Source organism: Ignavibacteria bacterium (assembly GCA_036262055.1).
Taxonomy (GTDB): domain Bacteria; phylum Bacteroidota; class Ignavibacteria; order Tepidaquicellales; family Tepidaquicellaceae; genus DATAJP01.
Map to the genome: position 1 here is coordinate 382,409 of DATAJP010000003.1, position 16,157 is coordinate 398,565.

The window sequence follows — 16,157 nt, forward strand, 5'->3', positions numbered from 1 at the left end:
TCAAAATATTTTTTAAAAACTTATGAAAAAACTTTTATTACTTTTAACATTTGTTTTAATCTCAAGTAATTTATTCGCTCAGGCAGAGGTTACTGAAAGATTAAGACAAAGAATGCAGTCCTTGAATCCTTTGGAATATACAAGGACTATGGTCTTGTTAAGAGACCATGTTGACATTTATACACTTGATGCACAGCTTTATGCAATGAATGTGGATTTAAAAGAACGGGCAAGAATAGTTATTACGACTCTTCAGAACAAAGCTAACTCAACACAAGGACCGATACTTACTTACGTTCAGTCACAGATGAGTGCCGGTAAAGTGCGTGAATATATACCGTTCTGGATTACTAACATGATATATGTTGATGCTACTCCCGACGTGCTTCTTGCCTTGTCACAAAGAAATGATGTTGCAATAATGGATTATGATGAGAAAAGCTTAATGGATATGCCGGTTGGTGACTATACAAATGTTTCGAGAGATGCCGAATCGGTTGAAAACGGTTTAAGAGCCATTAAAGCAGATTCATTATGGATGATGGGTTATACGGGTGTTGGAAGAACCGTTATGCACATTGACACGGGTGTTGACGGAAATCACGTTGCTTTAAGCTCAAGATGGTGGGGAAATAACGGCCGCCCCTGGTGGCAAGCATGGTTTGACCCGATTGCACCATCATCTACTTTTCCTTTTGACTGCGGAAGCCATGGAACACATACAATGGGTATTATGACCGGTAGAGGTGCGAACGACACCGTTGGTGTTGCTCCTGATGCACGGTGGATGTCAGCGGGTGTTACTGATTGTCCGGGAGCTTCATATCCTACAATGAATATTGCAGCATATCAATGGGCTATGAATCCTGACAGCAATGCCGGAACCAATAACGATATGCCGGATGCAATAAGCTGTTCATGGCAGGATCCAAGCCAGGCAGGAAGCGTTCAATGTAATACTTCGGGAATATATGCTCTTACACTAACAGCTATTGAAGCTGCAGGTATAGGTGTTGTATTCTCAGCAGGTAACTCAGGACCGGGAGCATCGACAATTACTCCTCCAAAAAACTTAAATCTTGACTCTGTTAGCACTATGTCAGTCGGTAATGTTGACGGAAACAACGTGGGATTGCCTATAAGTAATAGCTCAAGCCGTGGTCCATCAACATGCGGTGGAACAGGTACTCTTTTAATTAAACCTGAAGTAGTTGCTCCCGGAACAAACGTCCGTTCAACTTTACCGGGAAATACGTATGGAAATAATTCAGGTACATCAATGGCTTCACCTCACGTTGCAGGCGCAATTGCTTTGTTAAGACAGGTTGCACCTAATATGACCGGAAAACAAATAAAAGCCATATTATTTACAACTGCACGTGATTTAGGAACTGCAGGTGAAGATAATACTTATGGAAGAGGCGTAATTGACTTAATGGCTGCCTTTAGAAGAATAGCTAATTATCCTTTAAATTCCTATAACTTGCAAAGCCCAGCCGCAGGAATTACTTTAACTTCATTACCCGGTTCACCCACAGTATATACTTTCAATTGGGATACTTCAGCAACAGGTGCGTCATATAAATGGATTTTTGGTTCACCTAATGCAACAAACAGGCAAATTACTCTAAGCGGCAGTTCTAATGTGCTTACTGTTACTTCAGGACAGCTTGATGCAATTCTTGCAGGTCTTGGAGTAGCTCAAGGCGGACAGTTAGTAGGGCAATGGGATGTATGGGCTTTCAGACCTACAGGAAGTGATTCAATGAAAGCAACAAATGGTCCGAGATCTATAACTTTAAGACGAGGAACTCCTGTAAATACACCTGTTAATTTAATATCACCCGCAACAAATACGACTATTGTAACATCTGTATTTAATACTTCTAACGTTGAGTTCAAATGGAGCAGGTCAAGCGAAGGAATTTCATACAAATGGATGTTTGATTCACCGAATTTCTCAGGTCCTGTTACTCTGAGTATGACACCCGGAAATAATGGTTTTGATACCTCTGTTTCTGTTGTTAATTCATCTCTTGATGCAATACTCGGGGGAATTGGATTAAATCCTGGTGATTCATTGGTTGGTCAGTGGAGAGTTTACGGATACAGACCGACAGATTCAGCTGCATCAAACCAAACATTTAATTTAACACTAAAGAGACAGGCAAAAGGTGATGTAATAGTTTTATACGATTCAACTGTCGCTAATTGCAGAATCTCAAAAGACTCAATCATTGCGGGACTTAACTCAAGAAATGTTACTTATGATTTATTTAACCGCGCAGGAAATACTTCAACAAACGGAATTTCACTAAGGGGTTACAAGAAAGTCATTCTTCTCGGTGAAGGAACGTCGGTTGCTTCGAACAGAATGAAAGATTCAATTAAAGCGTATCTTGCTTCAGGCGGAACATCAATTGCAACAAAATCAAAACTCATTATCTTTGCTGAAGACGTCGGTTATCACTGGGGAAGAACGGGCTCAACTTATCTTGATGCCGATTTTGCTAATAATACTCTTGGTTTTACTTTTGTTTCTGACAGACCGACAGGAAGCACAGGTCCAGAGGGATTAATAGGTGATAGAGTAAACGCAGGATTAAAAGACAGCACTTCAGGTCCATGGCCTGACGTTCTTGCTAAGTCAACTGTTCCGAGTTTATCATATTTATATGCATTTACAAGAGTAGCCGGTAATTACAGTGGCGTGGGAAGAATGGCAAACAACTTTAACGTTGCTACTTTTGCAGTTGATTTTGAATCTCTTAAAAATGCAGTCGGCGGTGCAAGCGGCTCACCTCAAAGAAGATGGATCAATGCAGGTCTTGATTATGTTGACCAAATTACACCGACCAATATCGAAGATCCGAATGCTATCCCTACGGTTTATGAATTAAAACAGAATTTCCCGAATCCGTTTAATCCTGTAACAAAAATAAACTTTGCAATTCCAAAGCAAGGATTTGTAACTATGAAAGTTTATGATGTAACAGGAAGATTAATTGCGCAATTGGTAAACGAAATGAAATCACCGGGATATTACTCAGTTGATTTCAACGCAACAAATCTTGCATCGGGAGTTTACTTCTATAGATTAGAATCAAAAGAATTCGTTGATGTGAAACGAATGATGCTGATAAAATGATTTAATCATTTTATTAGTAGTCCCGCCTTGGCGGGGATGCTGATAAAGTAAGATATTTAACAAATTTATAAAAACAAAAACCTCATTGAGAAATCAATGAGGTTTTTTTATGCTTAATTCTATTAAGAATTTTATTGTAAAAATTATTCTTGCAATTAAAATTTTAGCTTGGATTCCCGCCTTCGCGGGAATGACACTTAATAAAAGTATAACAAAAAAGCCCTGTTGAGAAATCAACAGGGCTTTTTTATTGTTAACAATTTGTATGGGGATTCTTCGCTTCGCTCAGAATGACACGCAGGCTTTACTTCGCGAGCATCATTTTAAAGACTTCCGTTCTGTCGGAAGTTTTGATGCGGTAAAAATAAATTCCGCTTGGAAGTCCTGAAGCGTTAAACTCTATTGTGTGTTCACCCGCACCTAATTGCTGGTCCATTAAAACACTTACTTCACGTCCTATTCTGTCATAAACTGTTAATGAAACATTATCAGATTGAGACAAAACAAAAGAGATTGTCGTACTTGGATTGAATGGATTAGGGTAATTTTTTGCTTTAAAATATGTTTCCTCGGGATTTTTGTGAGAAGAACTTTCGCTTGAAATTAAATTCTCGGTATTTGTAATTTCAGAAACTAAAGCAATTCCTGATTCAAATTTTGCAGGTGTGAAATCGGGACCTGATTCAAATTCGATTCTTATTGACATTGCCGGCTCTTCGGTGACGGTAAAATCATCTTTATGTTTTGAAATCAATTTAAAGCTTTCTTCGTCAAGCTTAAATTTTACTTCTTTCCATCCTTTAAAGTTTAAAGAAATCGGTTTTGCCATCAGCATAATATCAACATCTTCTTCATATGCATTATCATTATCAACATCATAAATGAGCGAAACTTTTACAAGACAATTGTTCTCAACACCTTTTAACATAAGATTTACAAAATTGCCTGCTGTAAATAAAAACTTTTTTTGTTTCTCGATTTTTCCGATATAAGAATTAGGTTTAACTATATCGTTTGAATAAATTTCAGCATAGCCATTTTCTTTATTATCTTCTGCATGTGAATATTTCATATCAACACCGCCCCAAATCCAATCGGGAAGTGCTTTCTTTGAAAAATCATCTAATATGAGGGAAGACTGTGCTGATAGGGAATTGCTAAATATTATCGTTAAGAATAATATAAATACACTGCTGCTTATGAATTTTTTCATTTAAAGATTACTGATTAATAAAAAGTAAAAAATAGGGAAATTACTTAACTAAGGTCATTCGTCTTACGGACGTATAACCGTTCATTTGTAATTTATAGATATAAATCCCTGTTGTTAATTCAGAGCCGTCGAACGTAACAGCATATGTTCCGGCTTCCTGAAAATCATTAACCAATACTTTCACTTCCTGACCGATAAGATTATAAACAACTAAGGATACAAATCCGTTAGCATTCAGTTTATAATTAATTTTAGTAACAGGATTGAAAGGATTAGGGAAGTTTTGATAAAGTTTGAAATCGTCTCCGTATCCGGCGCCGATTCCATCCGTTTCGTTGTAGAAGTGCTTATTATTACCGGCTTTTGCATTTGAGCCGCTAATAAGAACCACCAAAACAATCAAAATTGTATAAACTAATTTCATAATATACTTTTCCTAATGCAAAATTAAGAATTAAATATTAAAAAAACAACCCTTTTTAAGATACAATACAAAAACCCCTCAAAATTATTTAAAATGAGGGATTTTTGTATAATTTACAACTATTAGAGACCTAAAGCTATAATTCTGACTTCCTTTTCAGGTGTCATAACTTTTAAAATTATAACGTCGCCTTTATTTTTATTATTTAAAATTGAATTCAAGTCTTCCACGCTACTTACATCTTGTTTATCCGCTTGTAGAATAACAAATCCTTTTCTTATTCCACGCTGATAAGCTTCTGACATCATCTGAACATTCGTTACCAAAACACCTTTGCTTATATCCATGTTTTTCAACATAGAACCTGCCATATCTGATACTGATAAACCAATAGATTCAAAGCTTTTTGAATTAAAACTTTCGCTTTGATTATTATCGTTTGACATATTCTTTGCAAGAGCATCATTATCCTCAGCTCTTGGTTTCAAAGTAACAGATTTATTTAGTGTATTTCCATCTCTGAAAATTTCCAGGCTGACTGCATCGCCGGGTCTCTTTTGACCGATGATAGTCTGCAATTGATTGGAAGCATTTACTTCCTGACCATCAACTTTCAAAATAATATCACCGATTTGCACACCTGCTTCTTCACCGGCTCCGCCTTTGACAACTCCCTGAACTAAAACACCTCTTGCTTTGTCAAGACCTAAACCTTTTGCTTCTTTCATATCAACATCTTTAATCTGAACACCAATGTATCCACGTGTAATTTTTCCGCTTCTTATCAATTCATCTGCAACGTTTCTTGCTAAGTTTATTGGAATAGCAAAACCATAACCCTGAAAATATCCTGTGTTAGATTTTATTGCTGCATTAATTCCGATAACTGAACCGGAAATATCAACTAAAGCACCACCGGAGTTACCGGGATTAATAGCTGCATCAGTCTGGATAAAATTATTAATTGAATATGCATCGCCGCTAACCTGAACATTTCTCCCTAATGCTGAAACAATACCTGATGTAACTGTATTGTTTAAACCAAGCGGATTACCGACTGCCAAAACCCATTGTCCAACCTGAACATTATCTGAATTTCCGATTGTTGCGGTAGGGAAGCCGCTGCCTTCAATTTTGATTACTGCAACGTCAGTATTAGGATCTGTTCCAATTAACTTTGCTTCAAACTCTCTTTTGTCTGTTAATACGACTCTTATTCCATGCTCGGAAGCATTTGCAACAACGTGATTATTTGTCATAATATAACCGTCATTACTGATAATAACACCCGAACCTGAACCCTGTGAAGGCATTTGCTCTCCAAAATCCTGGTCAGGACCAAAGAAAAACTCAAATCCTTCCGGTACTTTCTGGTCGCCTTTGTTATTTGATTTTCCTTTGTTGGTTACTTCAATATACACTACTGTAGGTGTTACTGCTTTTGAAATTTCTACAAATGCGTTATTCATATCCGTAACGCTCGGATTTATATTTGTTATAGGTGGGGTAGTCTTAAACTCTATTCCTGAGCTGCCTGCTTTCAAATTTCCTTTACTTAAAGCAGCAATCAATATTGCTCCGAAAGAAAGAGCAATTAACAAGAGAATAGCTCCCGCAAATATTGATTTCTTTTTCATATTATGTTGTGTCTCCTTTATTAGACTTATTTAGCTTTAAAAAGCAGTATTAATTTGCTATATCTTTTAAAATTTGTTTTGTCCTGAAATTTCTGTTTGATAAAAAATTGTTCTTTATAATCGTGTCAAAAGCGTTTATAAACTTGTCAACCTGTTGTTCAGTTAAACTTTCCTTGCTGTTACTTGATTCAAAACTCATACCATTTCCATAAAATTCCCTGATTTGGTCAAAATCTTCAATTTTAATATTAAATGCGTCACTAACCAAATTAGTTTCATATAAGCTTTTGACATTACTGACACTTAGAAAGTTTAAGCCCATCTTCTCTAAAAACCCAATCTGAAAATATAATAGAAATGATTTCCCTGAGTTTTGTGTATTATTTATTTGATTTAAAAGAACATTTGTAAAGTTATACAAATTTTGATTAATATAATATTCCGTTAACGACAAATTCAAAATCTCGATAACTCTGTAACCTATGCTAAGACTGTCAAAATCGCTCTTAAGATTATTATAAGAGTCTAAAACCTCCGCTTTTGAAATTACCTGTAAGTCCCGTGTTTCTTTTTTATTAAAATGAACGTCGATTTTATTTATCAGGTTATAAATTCCCGAAGTTTTCGATTTTAAATTTCGAGCTCCTTTCACAAGAGCATTGAACTTTCCGGTTTCTTTGCTGAAAATTGTAACAATTTTACTTGAATCACTATACTTAAAAGTTTTAAGTACGATACCTTCAGTTCTTACTAAACTCATACGACAATTTGCTTTTGCAGGTTACGGTTTTTTTACAAAGCTAACCATTTCATTTAAAGAATTTAAGGCATTATTTGCTCTAAATGGTGATGAAATATATTCGCTGTTTTCACCGATTATTAAGGTAACAATAGGGGAGTCCTGATTTCCGGCAAGATCACCGGAGAGTGGAATGAAAATTTTTTTTAAATTGATTAGACCTGTCGCACTTGATTGAAAAGGTTTTGCTTCCGAAAATTCTATTTCAATTGCGCTGTAGTTATTTTTGATGTTGTTAATATATTCCTCATCGGCATATAATCTTAATATTTCATCTGTGTTTTTAAAAACATTATCAATGAATGGTTTTAAATCGTCAAAATTTTTGTTATAAACAGTAACCCTGCCGGATTCATATAAATTTATTTTCACATTATCATTTTGATTAAGCTGTTTAGATGTGTTGCACTGCACTGAAAAAAACAAAATTAATAATAAATAAAACATAATAAAAATATTTAAATATGAAAAACTGCCTGCTTAAATTAAGCAGGCAGTTTAAAATAAAGTTAATTGATTAATATCTCATCGAGCAATATTGCTGTGTCATAAATACTATCACCGACATCGCCTGCAGAGAATTTTATGTTAATAATCATTCCTCTGAATGCAGTAACATTAAGAGTTAATGTCTGCCAGTTTGTCATATAAACATCACCCTGGTCAAAAACAATGCCGGGGGATACGCGAACAAGACTTCCCGGATTTTGCTGTGTGGCTCCAAACATTGCGGCAATTTCATCAATTGTTTTTCTATATAAAATAACTTCAACACCGTCAGGCTTCGTAACACTAATCTGGAAGAAATCCTGAAACTGCGAATTAATGAACTCTAAGAATTCCTCAGATAAGAAGTTCCATTTGAGCGTGAGGTTGGATTGGTTGTCTTCAATCTTAACGCATTGCGCAATCGAACCGCTTGAAGTAGTAAAGCCCAATCCCGTTGAGATGATTCCCATGAATGAACCTTGTGTCGGATTTACAACGTTTAATCTTGTGATAACTCTTCCGTCACCTTCTTTTGTAAATCCTTCAAGTGTTCCTGCATCGAAATTTCCGTTCAATAATTTTAATGAGAATGACATATCGTTTGCACCGTTCATCTGGAATACTGCATTAGGAGCAACAGGATCTGTTGAAGCCATAAATGCCTGTCCGGAATTTAAGCCGCGTGCAAATCTCTTTGATACTGTATCTGCAATTGTTACGCAAAATGCGCTGTTGACAACTTTGCTGTAACCATAATAAGTCTTTGCACCTTTGTTTCTGAATGCATTACTTAAATCAGGATTCATTGTTCCTTCACAAGAGTTGTTCAGAATAATGCTGTTAGGGAATGTTCCTGTTCTTGATGAAATAAATGAATGATGAATTGCATATACATTTTTTCTTGTAACGACTCCGCCGGTATTTGATATTACGATATTGTTTGCAATACCAAGACGACCTGCTGTAATCAAAGGTTTATATATCGTTTTGTAATCATTCGATGCAGTATCAACAGTTTCTGCAGTATAAAACCATCTTCCCTGAACACCGTGAGTTGCAAGAATTACAAATCCATATTTGGTAATATCCATTATGGATTTTACAGTTGCTTCCTGATTGACGAGAGAAGTAACTTCGAATCCTCTGCATTCGGCATTATTGAGATTATTTATAATCGTGTTGCGCTCATTTGCAGGAGCAAATGCCGCTTCATACGGTGCAAATATAAGAACATTTCTGTTACCGATAATATTCGGTTCTAAGTTTGGATTATCAATGTTTTCAATGACTTCTCTCTGAGGTCCGAATAAATTTTCACCTCTGGTTTGTCGTTCAATCGGTATGGTCGGACCCTTAGCTCTTTTCTTAAGCGGGTCATCATCCAATTGACCGCCTCTGGTTAAAACAGTTCCGTTTGCATTGGCAAGTGAGAGAGTTAAGGTTCCATGCACTCCTGAAGAGAAAGTAACTTCCATGCTTGTGCTTCCGCTTCCTGCATCAACTGATGTAACACCTGATTGAGTTTGTAGAAACGTTGCAGTCGAATTAAATGCGCTTGCATAATTTCCGACATTTCCGGCAAGTGCAGTTACAAAATGATTCTCACCTGCAGTGAGAACAGTCATTACTTGTCCGACAGTTGAATTGCTTAATGCATTATAAACCGTTATGGTGTCAATTTTTGACATACCTGTAACGGTTTGACCTTCAACAATAAGTGATGCCGATGCTGCATATCTTGAAACACCGACCGCTGATTCAACAATAGAAAAAATCCCACTGTAAACCCCATCACCTGCGATGTCATCACCGTTCGCAAGGTTTCCATTATCCTGCAAAATTCCTAACTGTGTGGAAAGATTTCCTGAGTTATCAACTTTGTTAAGTTTTACAAGAGAATCTACAAGAGAAATTCCACTTGCAATTGAATATCTGAATGTAATATTTGTTGTTGTATTTACCTCAATATCAATAATGCTGGATTCTAAAGTTCCTATTTGCGGCGCGGTAGGAACAACAGGTGTGACCGGGTCTTTATCACAGCTTCCGTAAAAAGAAGTCAGGTAAATTACAAAAGAAAGCAACAAAAATTTGTGAACAAATTTCATACTTCCTCCTTTATTTTTTGGTAACGGAAGTTAAGGAATTTATTTATAATAAAAACAATAAATTTTTAGCTAAAATAAGCTAAAATCAGCCGATTTATTTGTTTCAATTCTTGGGTATTTAGGAATTAAAATTCTGTTAAGCTTTTAAATTCCCTGAATCTTGCCATAATTCTTTCTTCAGTTAAGTTACGCAAATTATCAACTGAAAACTCTTCAACAACAAGTGATGCCATTGCGCTGCCATAAATCATCGCCAATCTCATATTCTGAACCGAGTAATCATTTGTTTTAGCAATCCATCCCATAAATCCGCCTGCAAAAGTATCTCCTGCCCCGGTCGGGTCAAAAACTTTTTCAAGAGGGAAGGCGGGTGCAAAGAAAACATAATTGTCTTTAAAGAGCAACGCGCCGTTCTCTCCTTTTTTAATCACAACAACTTTCGGACCCATCGACATTATGCTTCGTGCAGCAGTAACAAGATTATAATCTCCGGTTAGTTCTCTTGCTTCACTGTCATTAATTAATAATATATCAACTAACTTTAAAGTTTCGAGAAGCTGCGGTTTCATGCTTTCAATCCAGAAGTTCATCGTGTCGCACATTACAAGCTTTGGTTTTTCAACCTGCTCGATTAATGCCCGTTGAATTGTAGGGTCAATGTTGCCAAGAACTAAGTAATCTGGTTTTTTAAAATTCTCAGGAACCTTCGGATTAAAAACAGTAAGCACGTTCAAATCCGTTGCAAGCGAATCGCGTGTGTTCATGTCAAAATGATATTTACCATGCCAGTAAAAAGTTTTCATGTCTTTAATTTTTTCTATGCCTGTAATATCAACGCCTTTCGATTTTAGAAACTCGAGCTCCTTTTCAGGGAAGTCATATCCTATAATGCTTATAAGATTAATGTCATTAATAAAATAGCTTGCAGATACGGATATGTATGTCCCTGAACCGCCAAGCGCCATATCTGCTTTGCCGAAGGGTGTTTCGATTGTATCAAATGCAACAGTTCCTACAACAAGTAAACTCATTTATGTTTTTTCCTTTCTTTAATTTAAATGTGTCATTCTGAGGAGTGAAACGACGAAGAATCCCAAATGTGATCCTTCGCTATACTCAAGAGGACACCATCTTTTGCCAATTAACTTATTCGTGGCTTGATAATCAATAAAAATACTCATAATATTAATTTAATTAAATTTATTAAATCATATATTTTTCAAAATGGATAACAAAGATAAAACTGTTCAGAACCCGCAGCAGATAAACATTGAGCTTGGAGAGAAAGAAGCAGAAGGCATTTACTCAAACCTTGCTATAATTTCACATTCACCGGCAGAATTTATACTCGATTTCACGAGAGTATTTCCCGGAATACCTAAAGCAAAAGTTCACGCAAGAATTATAATGACTCCGCAGCACGCAAAACTTTTTTTAATGGCATTAAAAGAAAATGTGGGGAATTATGAAAAGCAATTCGGAGAAATTTCGACTAATGTTCAACCGCCCGACCAGACATTCGGTTTTCAAGTGCCGGTAAAACCAAAAGATGAGAAGATAAATTAAAAAACTTATGTGTCATCCTGAGCGTAGCGAAGGATCCCATTTCTTTCACGAATGGGATTCTTCGTCGTTTCACTCCTCAGAATGACAAGAAAGAATCATATCCTCATCCTTAAAAAATTCACAACTGCAATTGCAAGAAAAATTATGTTTGCAAACCATGCTGTCAAAACCGGACTCATCTCACCGTTATAACCAAAAACCTGAGAGATTTTTACAAAGCCGAGATATATAAAACTTACCAATATACTTATCCCGAACTGCAGTGCTGCGCCACCGCGACGGCGGTTCACCGAAATTGATGCACCGAACAGTATCGTAATCAAGCTTGCGAAAGGGAAGGAGAACTTTGAATAATAATCAACCTCGGCGCGCTCGCTTGCCAATCCGCTGGATTTAAGATTATCAATGAACTGCCTGTACTCTGATATACTTAGTTCATCCGGCTTTAACTGGTTTTTAGTTATTATACCCGGTGTTAGATTGATTTTTCCAATCTGTTGAAAATCGCTTATGTTTCGTTCTTTGTATTCCTCTAAACTAACTGTAGAATCATTAATAAACTCGCGGTATATAATATTTTTACCTTTCCAGTCTGAATTAACACTGTCCCATTTCATCTCATATATATCTAACCTATACTTTAAGTTAGTAAGTGTATCTGCATTAAAAACCTGAACAGAAACGTTCTGCGCCTTATTTTCTGCTTCATTATATACACCGAGTGTTATTATGCGGTTGAAATTGTCCTGTAAATATAAATTCTGAACCTGTGCTCTTATTTGATTTTTACCCAAATACGTTCTTTCCAGAGCAAATTTTGTTTTATTTGACTCAGGGACAATCCATCCGTTAAAATAAAGTGAGAATATGGTTAAAATTAATCCAAAGCCGATTATGGGAGTTAAGTAACGCGCTAAGCTCATTCCGCCTGACTGCATCGCGGTAAACTCAGAATATGTATTAAACCGGGAAATAGTGAATAGGGAAGCAAGCAATGTTGCAACTGGAATAAGCAATTTTATTATTTCCGGAACAAAATTTAAATAATAGTTTATGATAATGCCGGTCGGAACCTGTCTGTCAACAAATTTATCCAGATTTTCAAATAAATCAATCAGAATGAAAATAATTATAAAGCAGAACAGCCCGAAAAAGAAATTCTGTATGAAATTTTTTAATATGTACCTGTCTAAAATCTTCAAGTGCTATAAGCGATTATATTAAATCTACTTTATAATAATTAAGTTAAGTAATTTACAAAACTAATAATTATATTAATGCTCAAAAATTAAATTTTAGTATATGTTAAGCAAAGAAAATATATATCTTGTTAAGGTCGTTTCTTGCATTGCAGCAAATAAGTCAGACAAATTACCTGTTTTATTAAAACGTGCTAAATCAGATAAAGTTAACTCCAGAAAACTTTATGAAGCAATATTGCAGACGTATCTTTTTTGCGGATTTCCATCGACCATAGAGTCTTTAAAAGCATTTAATAACGTCTTTAATTATAAGACAGATGAATATAATGCTGTAAACATAAAATCGTCAGGTAAAAAAGTCTGTAAAATCATTTATGGTTCTAATTATCACAAGCTGTTAAAGAACATGTCATCCATAAGTCCTGAGTTAAAAACTTGGATGATTCAGGAGGGCTATGGTAAAGTATTATCACGTCCGTTTTTAACCTTAAAGCAACGCGAATTAATCAACGTATCAATCCTCAGCACGTCATACTTTCCGGTTCAGTTATTATCACATCTTATAGGAGCTTTAAATGCCGGTTCAAATACTAAAGAGTTAAGAGAAGTAATTGATCTAACCAAGCCATATAATCGCAAATCAAACATTTCAAAAACCTTAAAATTGTTATCATCAATCAGTTAAAATGTTAATAATTTTCATATAATATGTTATATAATATATATTATGTAAAGTTATTCATATAGAAGTGTTTATAAGTTGTTTAAAGGTTTCAGTATTTATAATTCTTTAAATCCTTTCAAACGTTATTGTCATTCCCTCTCTATTCTGCTCTTCGGTGTCATCCCAGCGAAGGCTGGGATCCAGACAACAGTAATTTATTAGTCTATGGTTTTAATAATCTAATTTGATTACAGGAGCATTTCTTTTAGAAACTTCTAGACTAGATTCCAGCTTCCGCTGGAATGACATTATTTATCATATTTTAAAATTAATCAAATTAAAATCTTTATAATTTTTTGTACAATATTTTAAATTCGTATAATTCAAAAAATTCTTACTAAGTTTTAATTGATTAATTTAATTTTAATTAAAAATTCGCTATTTTTGTTAAATTTTCTAATTATACATTTGCTATATAATGATTGAATTAAACAATTTTCTGATTTTAAGTACGATTTTGTTTTCAATTGGTGTTGTGGGAGTTTTGGTTCGCAGAAATGCCATTATAATATTCATGAGCATTGAGCTTATGCTGAATGCCATTAATATATCATTCGTGGCATTCTCATCGTTTTTAGGTGATATAAACGGTCAGATTTTTGTGTTTATGGTGCTCACTGTTGCGGCTGCTGAAGCGGCAATCGGACTTGCCATAGTAATTTCATTGTTCAGGAATAAAGAGACCGTCAATATTGACGAAATCAATATTCTTAAGTGGTAAAATATAATTTTCAATTCAGACAAATTTAGAATAAAACTAAATGGCGCAATACTTCTATCTTGTTGTTCTCTTACCTTTAATCGGCTTTTTAGTTAACGGAATATTCGGCAGAAGAATCAACAATGAAAAACTTTCCGGTTGGTTCAGCTCGCTGATGGTGTTAATCCCCTTTCTTATCGGATGCTCAATCTTCTTTGAGTTTATGTCCCTGCCTCCTGAAGCTCGGGTTCTCAATCTGAATTACTTCAGCTGGATTGCAACAGGAAATCTTTCAATCGATTATGCGTTTTATGTCGATACTCTTTCCATTTCTTTATTCTTAATTGTAACTGGTATAGGATTTTTAATCCACGTTTATTCAATCGGCTATATGCACGGCGACCCCGGGTTTGCAAAGTTTTTTGCATTCCTGAATTTGTTTATCTTCGCAATGCTTAACTTGATTCTTGGAAGTAATTTTCTACTTGTGTTCCTCGGATGGGAAGGCGTTGGTTTAGCTTCATATTTGCTTATCGGTTTCTGGTATGATAAAACATTTACAGGAGTCGCGGCAAAGAAAGCATTTGTCGTTAACAGAATCGGTGACTTTGGTTTTATGATTGCGATGTTTTTAATTTTTACAACTTTTGGAACTCTTGACATACAGGGATTTTTAGGAAACATTGCCGGACTCGAAGTTGGTAACTCACTGCTTCTCGCAATTGCGTTATTGCTCTTCCTTGGTGCTTGCGGTAAGTCCGCGCAGATTCCTTTGTTCGTATGGCTTCCTGACGCTATGGCAGGTCCGACACCGGTATCTGCACTCATCCACGCGGCTACGATGGTAACTGCAGGTATTTATCTTGTTGCAAGAACTTCCCTGCTTTATGCGCTTGCGCCTGTTGCTACAAACGTTGTTTTAATCATAGGCGTGCTGACTGCTTTAATAGCAGCAACGATTGCCCTCAAACAAAATGACATCAAAAAAATTCTTGCATATTCAACCGTCTCACAGCTTGGATTTATGTTTATTGCACTTGGCAGTTTTGCATTTCACGTTGCAATATTTCACTTAATAACTCACGCGTTTTTCAAAGCATTGTTATTTCTTGGTTCGGGTTCTGTTATTCACGGAATGCACGGCGAACAGGACATTACAAAAATGGGCGGATTGAAAAACAAAATGAAAATTACTTTTGTAACGTTTTTCATCGGCTCGCTTGCGATATCTGGTATTCCTCCCCTATCAGGGTTCTTTTCGAAAGACGAAATTATGTTTGACACATACGTTACTGATGGACCAATATTTTATATTTTAACTGTAATAACTGCCGCATGCACGGCATTTTATATGTGGCGTTTGATGGGGCTGACTTTCTACGGAAAGCCAAGATATGATGAAGCGCACGTTCACCCGCATGAGTCCCCTTCGACAATGACCATTCCATTAATTATTCTTACTGTTTTAGCGACTCTCGGCGGATTTATCGGGCTTCCTCATTTCTTAGGACCAAATCTTTTGGGTGAATGGCTTGCTCCGGTTTTTGCCAATGCAGTTGCTGTAGTTTCTACATACCATCCCGAACATCATGTATCGCTTGCGCTTGAGCTCGGACTTCTAGCCATATCTGTTGTTGTTGCTGTAACAATGATTATACTTGCTATGAAGAAGTTCACAAAGCAGGAAACTTTCCCTGAGCCGCAGGGATTCGGAAAGGTTCTCGAGAACAAATATTATGTTGATGAAATTTATGAAGCAGGTATCGTAAAGCCGATTCAGGAAGGTTCGGATAAAATTCTCTGGAAAATTTTTGATGTTAAAATAATCGACGGCTTTGTTAACGGAGTCGCAAATTACATATCACGCCTCAGCTTCGACTGGCGTAAAATCCAAACCGGCGTTATTCAGGATTATACAACTTTAACTGTATTGGGAATTGTTGTTGTGCTGGTGTATTTGTTATTTAAGTAACATCACAGGTGTCATTCCCGCGAAGGCGGATAAAATAAAAATTTTGTCATTCCAGCGAAAGCTGGAATCCAGGCAAAGAACATTTTTAATCTAATAAGCTTACAATCTATAATCATTTTAGAATGTAAGCTTTTTTTATTTAATACTTATATTTCTTTGGATTCCTGCCTTCGCA

At 35.9% G+C, this 16,157-nt stretch carries 13 protein-coding genes; 5 read left to right on the forward strand and 8 right to left on the reverse strand.

All coding sequences use genetic code 11. From position 1 onward, the window contains the following. The first annotated feature begins 22 nt into the window (after positions 1-22). Entirely contained in the window at positions 23-3,148 is a 3,126-nt protein-coding gene (locus tag VHP32_08845; protein ID HEX2787999.1) for a S8 family serine peptidase, read from the forward strand. Positions 3,149-3,452: 304 nt separating this feature from the next. On the opposite strand, the gene VHP32_08850 is transcribed toward VHP32_08845, so the two are convergent. The 7 genes from VHP32_08850 to VHP32_08880 form a co-directional block, all read right to left on the reverse strand. Continuing rightward, entirely contained in the window at positions 3,453-4,361 is a 909-nt protein-coding gene (locus VHP32_08850) for a T9SS type A sorting domain-containing protein (GenBank protein HEX2788000.1), read from the reverse strand. A 40-nt stretch (positions 4,362-4,401) separates the two neighbouring features. Beyond that, a complete protein-coding gene (locus VHP32_08855; protein HEX2788001.1) occupies positions 4,402-4,785 on the reverse strand; it encodes a T9SS type A sorting domain-containing protein in 384 nt (127 codons plus the stop codon). A gap of 122 nt (positions 4,786-4,907) precedes the next feature. After that, positions 4,908-6,422: a Do family serine endopeptidase gene (locus VHP32_08860; protein HEX2788002.1), complete on the reverse strand. Its 1,515-nt coding sequence runs from the start codon at positions 6,420-6,422 to the stop codon at positions 4,908-4,910. A 49-nt stretch (positions 6,423-6,471) separates the two neighbouring features. Further along, positions 6,472-7,182 (reverse strand): DNA repair protein RecO, encoded by a 711-nt coding sequence (gene recO / locus VHP32_08865; GenBank protein ID HEX2788003.1) that lies wholly within the window; start codon positions 7,180-7,182, stop codon positions 6,472-6,474. 21 nt (positions 7,183-7,203) lie between these two features. After that, complete coding sequence (locus VHP32_08870; protein HEX2788004.1) at positions 7,204-7,593, reverse strand: hypothetical protein; 390 nt, start codon at positions 7,591-7,593, stop codon at positions 7,204-7,206. Between the two features lie 137 nt (positions 7,594-7,730). Further along, positions 7,731-9,818 carry a choice-of-anchor L domain-containing protein gene (locus VHP32_08875; GenBank protein HEX2788005.1) on the reverse strand — a complete coding sequence of 696 codons (2,088 nt, stop codon included), beginning with the start codon at positions 9,816-9,818 and terminating at the stop codon, positions 7,731-7,733. A 125-nt stretch (positions 9,819-9,943) separates the two neighbouring features. Continuing rightward, on the reverse strand, positions 9,944-10,849 hold the full coding sequence (locus VHP32_08880) for a PfkB family carbohydrate kinase (GenBank protein HEX2788006.1): 906 nt from the start codon (positions 10,847-10,849) through the stop codon (positions 9,944-9,946). Positions 10,850-11,042: 193 nt separating this feature from the next. Between VHP32_08880 and VHP32_08885 the strand changes: the two genes are divergently transcribed. Then, complete coding sequence (locus tag VHP32_08885; protein ID HEX2788007.1) at positions 11,043-11,384, forward strand: DUF3467 domain-containing protein; 342 nt, start codon at positions 11,043-11,045, stop codon at positions 11,382-11,384. A gap of 95 nt (positions 11,385-11,479) precedes the next feature. On the opposite strand, the gene VHP32_08890 is transcribed toward VHP32_08885, so the two are convergent. Further along, positions 11,480-12,586 carry an LptF/LptG family permease gene (locus VHP32_08890; GenBank protein HEX2788008.1) on the reverse strand — a complete coding sequence of 369 codons (1,107 nt, stop codon included), beginning with the start codon at positions 12,584-12,586 and terminating at the stop codon, positions 11,480-11,482. A gap of 100 nt (positions 12,587-12,686) precedes the next feature. Between VHP32_08890 and VHP32_08895 the strand changes: the two genes are divergently transcribed. From VHP32_08895 to nuoL, 3 genes are all read left to right on the forward strand, one after another. Next, on the forward strand, positions 12,687-13,271 hold the full coding sequence (locus VHP32_08895; GenBank protein HEX2788009.1) for a hypothetical protein: 585 nt from the start codon (positions 12,687-12,689) through the stop codon (positions 13,269-13,271). Between the two features lie 457 nt (positions 13,272-13,728). Continuing rightward, complete coding sequence (gene nuoK, locus VHP32_08900; GenBank protein ID HEX2788010.1) at positions 13,729-14,031, forward strand: NADH-quinone oxidoreductase subunit NuoK; 303 nt, start codon at positions 13,729-13,731, stop codon at positions 14,029-14,031. A 40-nt stretch (positions 14,032-14,071) separates the two neighbouring features. Next, positions 14,072-15,982, forward strand: a complete 1,911-nt coding sequence (gene nuoL, locus VHP32_08905; GenBank protein HEX2788011.1) for an NADH-quinone oxidoreductase subunit L — start codon at positions 14,072-14,074, stop codon at positions 15,980-15,982. Positions 15,983-16,157 lie beyond the last annotated feature (175 nt).

Excerpts from the sequence above, each read along its gene's own strand:
- VHP32_08845 (HEX2787999.1), top strand. The coding sequence starts at position 23 with ATGAAAAAACTTTTATTACTTTTAACATTTGTTTTAATCTCAAGTAAT.
- VHP32_08850 (HEX2788000.1), bottom strand. The coding sequence starts at position 4,361 with ATGAAAAAATTCATAAGCAGCAGTGTATTTATATTATTCTTAACGATA.
- VHP32_08855 (HEX2788001.1), bottom strand. The coding sequence starts at position 4,785 with ATGAAATTAGTTTATACAATTTTGATTGTTTTGGTGGTTCTTATTAGC.
- VHP32_08860 (HEX2788002.1), bottom strand. The coding sequence starts at position 6,422 with ATGAAAAAGAAATCAATATTTGCGGGAGCTATTCTCTTGTTAATTGCT.
- recO (HEX2788003.1), bottom strand. The coding sequence starts at position 7,182 with ATGAGTTTAGTAAGAACTGAAGGTATCGTACTTAAAACTTTTAAGTAT.
- VHP32_08875 (HEX2788005.1), bottom strand. The coding sequence starts at position 9,818 with ATGAAATTTGTTCACAAATTTTTGTTGCTTTCTTTTGTAATTTACCTG.
- VHP32_08880 (HEX2788006.1), bottom strand. The coding sequence starts at position 10,849 with ATGAGTTTACTTGTTGTAGGAACTGTTGCATTTGATACAATCGAAACA.
- VHP32_08885 (HEX2788007.1), top strand. The coding sequence starts at position 11,043 with ATGGATAACAAAGATAAAACTGTTCAGAACCCGCAGCAGATAAACATT.
- VHP32_08895 (HEX2788009.1), top strand. The coding sequence starts at position 12,687 with ATGTTAAGCAAAGAAAATATATATCTTGTTAAGGTCGTTTCTTGCATT.
- nuoK (HEX2788010.1), top strand. The coding sequence starts at position 13,729 with ATGATTGAATTAAACAATTTTCTGATTTTAAGTACGATTTTGTTTTCA.
- nuoL (HEX2788011.1), top strand. The coding sequence starts at position 14,072 with ATGGCGCAATACTTCTATCTTGTTGTTCTCTTACCTTTAATCGGCTTT.